At 50.6% G+C, this 4,482-nt stretch carries 5 protein-coding genes; 4 read left to right on the forward strand and 1 reads right to left on the reverse strand.

The features are described from left to right. From GF401_16715 to GF401_16730, 4 genes are all read left to right on the forward strand, one after another. A partial coding sequence (locus tag GF401_16715; GenBank protein MBD3346700.1) for a hypothetical protein occupies positions 1-403 on the forward strand: 403 nt, incomplete at its 5' end. 75 nt (positions 404-478) lie between these two features. After that, positions 479-700: a sulfurtransferase TusA family protein gene (locus tag GF401_16720; protein ID MBD3346701.1), complete on the forward strand. Its 222-nt coding sequence runs from the start codon at positions 479-481 to the stop codon at positions 698-700. Positions 701-782: 82 nt separating this feature from the next. Then, positions 783-3,155, forward strand: a complete 2,373-nt coding sequence (locus GF401_16725) for a sulfite reductase subunit beta (hemoprotein) (GenBank protein ID MBD3346702.1) — start codon at positions 783-785, stop codon at positions 3,153-3,155. Further along, complete coding sequence (locus GF401_16730; protein MBD3346703.1) at positions 3,125-3,931, forward strand: phosphoadenylyl-sulfate reductase; 807 nt, start codon at positions 3,125-3,127, stop codon at positions 3,929-3,931. Before GF401_16725 ends, GF401_16730 begins: the two co-directional genes overlap by 31 nt. Positions 3,932-3,970: 39 nt before the next feature. Here the strand turns inward: GF401_16730 and GF401_16735 are convergent, their stop codons facing one another. Then, the gene (locus GF401_16735) at positions 3,971-4,240 is read right to left on the reverse strand and encodes a hypothetical protein (GenBank protein MBD3346704.1); all 270 of its coding nucleotides are present in this window, start codon (positions 4,238-4,240) and stop codon (positions 3,971-3,973) included. Positions 4,241-4,482: the final 242 nt, after the last annotated feature.

Genomic DNA, 4,482 nt, shown 5'->3' on the forward strand with positions numbered 1-4,482 from the left:
AACAGGCGCTGCAGCGGTTAACTGGGAAGTCAATATGTTTTTCACCTTCTGGGGCCTCAATATCCTGAAAAAGAAGCCCGGAAGGACCTGGATCGGCAAAGGCATTCTCGACCGGATATTCAATTTTCTTATGGGCGGGAAAAAGACGCTTCCACTCAGCAGGTTGAATTTCGGTAATGTAAGTCCATCATTGATGACCTTCATGATGAAAAAAAACAATGGCGCAACGCTTCCGGAACTGATCGCTGCGGCAAAAGAGCTGGGAATCAACCTTATTGCCTGTGAAATGGCGATGAATATCCTGGGGATCAAACGGGAGGACCTGGATGAGTATGTCAAGGAGATCATCGGCGTGGCGACCTTTTTGAAATATTCGGAAGATGCACAGGTGATTTTTATCTAAGCAGCGATTGCTGAGGTATACCAGGTCATGGAGTACGATGTTGTAAGAAAAATTATGCAGGACAGGAGATACAGTATGGCAACGCATACACTCGATATCACAAAAGAGCATTGCCCGATGACAATGGTGAAGGTAAAACTTAAACTGGCGCAGCTTGAGAAAGGGGATATGCTCGATGTGCTCCTTGCGGGAGATGAGCCGCTCAACAATGTTCCCCGGTCGGCGGAAGAAAGCGGGCATAGAATAGTTTCGATTGTCGCAGAAAACGGGAACCACCACGTGGTAATAGAAAAATAAGCGAGAGCACACTACGCTTATCTGTTATGATGGAAAAGCTAGTATGCATCAAAGGGGATGAATTACAACAGGAAAAAGAAGTATGAGATTTTATGAATTGCCGCATACGGTGCACAATGAAATCGATACACTGGAGCGATTGATCGAGCGGCATATTGCCGGGGAGGTCGATGCTGCTGAATTGAAGGCGCATCGGGTGCCGTTCGGCGTCTATGAGCAGCGGAAGGATGGTTCTTATATGGTGAGAGTGCGGTGCACGGCAGGCGGAATTACGCCTGAACAACTGGCGGTTGTTGCCCGGTGTGCTGAACAGTACGGCTCCGGAGTAATTCATGCAACCACTCGTCAGGAGCTGCAGATCCATGATGTCTCTCTTGAATCGGCTATTCCCGCTTTGCGGGAGCTGGCCAAAGTCGGATTGAGTTCCCGGGGCGGCGGCGGTAATACGGTCCGGAATATCACGGCATCATACGACTCGGGGGTTGCGGCCGATGAGGTCTTTGATGTTACTCCATGGGCGGTCGCGCTTTCGAGTCGCCTTATTGCCGATCCCGAATCATGGAAACTCCCCCGGAAATTCAAAATTACCTTTGCCAACCGGGAACCGGACAATGCCAATGCCCGCTTTAACGATTTAGGCTTTGTCGCCCGCATGGCTAACGGTCAACAGGGGTTTGCGGTCTATGCAGCAGGCGGCATGGGCGCAAAGCCTGAAATAGCTCATCTGCTGCACGAATTTATTCCTTCCCGGGATATTCTTGCGGTGACTCGTGCATTACGCAATCTCTTTTCTTTCCGTGGCAACCGCCGGAACAAACATGCCGCCCGGTTGCGGTTTCTCTTCCGCACTCTTGGGGAGGAGAATTTTGTAAAGCTCTACAAAGAAGAGCTTGGGCGGGTGATGGCGTACCCGGATATCGCAATTGACATAAAGAATGGTGATGCTTCGACGGAAGGCCCGGTGCAATCGGCAATTTTCGATGAACCGGTTGATAAAAAATATCAGCTCTGGAAATCCGGATATGTTTACGGGCAGAAACAGAGAGATCGCTCTTGCGTTATCGTGCCATTGTTCCTTGGTCAGACCGATGCCCGTTGCATGGGGCGTCTTGCCGCAGTGCTCAAGCCTGTCGATGCCGACACCATACGATTGACAATGGACCAGAATATTGCTCTCCGGAATATCCCTCCGCACATGCTCCCCGTCCTTTACCGGGAATTGCGGGAGATCACCGATCTTGCTGCAACAAATCCGGTGTGGGGAAGGGTTGTTTCGTGCGCCGGTGCGCAAACCTGCAGGCTGGGAATCTGCAATCCCCGGGAGCTGGTAAAAGCGATCTACAGAAAGGCGGAAAAGAATGCGGGGGGTGCAAGCTTTCCCGATGACATCTTCCCGGCATTTTCCGGTTGCCCCAATTCCTGCGGCCAACACCCGCTGGCTGATATCGGTTTTTTCGGCGGGGCCCGTCGAAACGGCGACCACCTGTATCCTTCGTACAAAGTTGTTATCGGCGCGATACGCGGCGGCGAGAATGCCCGCTTTGCCGACCCGGTGGGAGATATTCCCGCGTATAAAGTGCCCGAATTTCTGGAACGGGTCGCAAAGGCCTGGAAAAAATACGGAAAACCATTCGGTTCCTTTACAAAATACATTGAAACCCGGGGCAAGTATGATATCCATGCGCTATGCCTCCGCTACAAAAATGCGCCTTCATTCGAAGAGGATAAAAATATTTACTACGACTGGGGTGCCGATGAACCGTTTTCGCTCAAGGGCAAAAGCCCGGGAGAGTGTTCTGCCGGTGTGTTCGATCTTATCGATCTGGATATCTCTTCTGCAAAGAAACATGTTGCCGAGGCGGAACAGGCGGCAAAGAATGCTCCTGCCGGCAAACAGGTCCATGCAGCGATTGTCGCAGCATCCCGGGCATTACTCATAACAAAAGGTGTTTCCGCAGATTCCCCCGGACAGGCACTTCGTGCATTTCAAACTCATTTTATCGATACCGGCCTTATTTCCCCAAAGATGAATCCTGTAATTGATGCAGCGGTAAAGGGGGACGATGCTGTTCTGGTTGCGGCCAAAGAAGAGGCGATGGATCTGATCGATGAGGTAGAGGCGCTGTATAATTCGATGGATGATTCACTGGTATTCCCGGCGGAAAAGCTTGCCGTCGGTACTCAGCTTCCGGATGCTCCTCAAAAAAACGGACAGGATAATCGGGACGTGTCTGCCGGAAAAATCAAGGATTACCGGGGAGTCGCCTGTCCGATGAACTTCGTGAAAGTAAAGATCGATCTTGCAGGCATGAGTAGCGGTGATATCCTGGAAGTTTTGCTCGATGACGGCCCTCCGATAGAGAATGTACCGAGGTCGGTTCTGGCTGAAGGCCACGCAATTGTTCGGCAGGAACGGAAGGGCGAATGCTGGTCGCTTGTGATACGGAAACAATGATACGGCAGGACAGCGTTGTAATGAAGGATCCATACAAAATAGCATATGTCAATAAGCAACTTGGCGACAAAAATGCCTTTGAAATTTTGCAGTGGTGCTACGAGGAATTCCCGCCCGAAAAGATTAAATTGTCGACCAGTTTCGGCGCCGAGGGCATGGTCCTGCTGCACATGCTTGCAAGCCTTGGCGTCAGGCCGCGGGTCTTTACAATCGATACCGGACGGAACTTTCAGGAGTATTACGATGTCTGGGAGGAGGCAATCGCCCGATACGGGATTACGATCGAATCGTTCCATCCCGACCCTGAAGACCTGACCGACCTGGTAAACCATCAGGGCCCCAATCTTTTTTATGCAAGCAGTGAAAACAGAAAAAAGTGCTGCTATTACCGCAAAGTGAAGCCATTGAAGCGGGCCCTTGCCGATGCCGATGTGTGGATTACCGGTCTGAGAAAAGAGCAGGGGCCGTCACGAAGCGATATCGATGTGTTCTCGTACAGTAAAGAAAACAGGGTATATAAAGTGTGCCCCCTTGCCAACTGGCTCGAAATAAATGTCTGGGAGTATATCCGCAACAACGGGGTGCCGTATAATAAATTGTACGATGAAGGCTATCCGACAATCGGCTGTGCTCCCTGCTGCAGACGGGTCGGACGGGCCCAGGATATAAGGACCGGGCGATGGTGGTGGGAAAAGGATGAGCAAAAAGAGTGCGGTATTCATATCGAAAACGGCCGCACGCAACCCCGGAAATCACCGTCTAATTATTCGATATAAGCACCCGCACAGGCATACTGCTCCAGCAGTCCATCGAACTTATCCATACGTTATCTCAGTACTCCCATACCGTAATCGTTGCATGGGAGATTTCGGTTTGTCCGGGGCAAGGGCATTAAGCCGAATCGGCTCGCAAATATTCATCTCCATATCGGCAACCCGGCCGCAATGACGGCAGATATAATTCGGATTTCTTGAAAGAAGCGCTATCTGGCCGATTTGACGGCTTGCTGCGAGCATACAAAAGTGCTGTGAATGATGCGCGACATCATGATCTTGTGCAAAAGAGGATAAAATCGCCTGCTCCATACTAACCCCCTTGGTTATAAAAATCCCACCAGCCATATCTATTCAACTGTATGCAATTTGCATGCCATTGTAGAGAATGCAGCTATGCCAGCCCAGAAAATCTCCACTATCCCGATCCACTTTCCCCAATCCATTTTCCTAATATCCCCCCCCTTCCATCCCCACATCATCTGGCACTATTTTTGCGCGGTTATTGGTGATCTTCTTTTATGGGTACTTATTGGCAAGGAGGTGTCTATGTA

The organism is Chitinivibrionales bacterium, from assembly GCA_014728215.1.
Lineage (GTDB): Bacteria > Fibrobacterota > Chitinivibrionia > Chitinivibrionales > WJKA01 > WJKA01.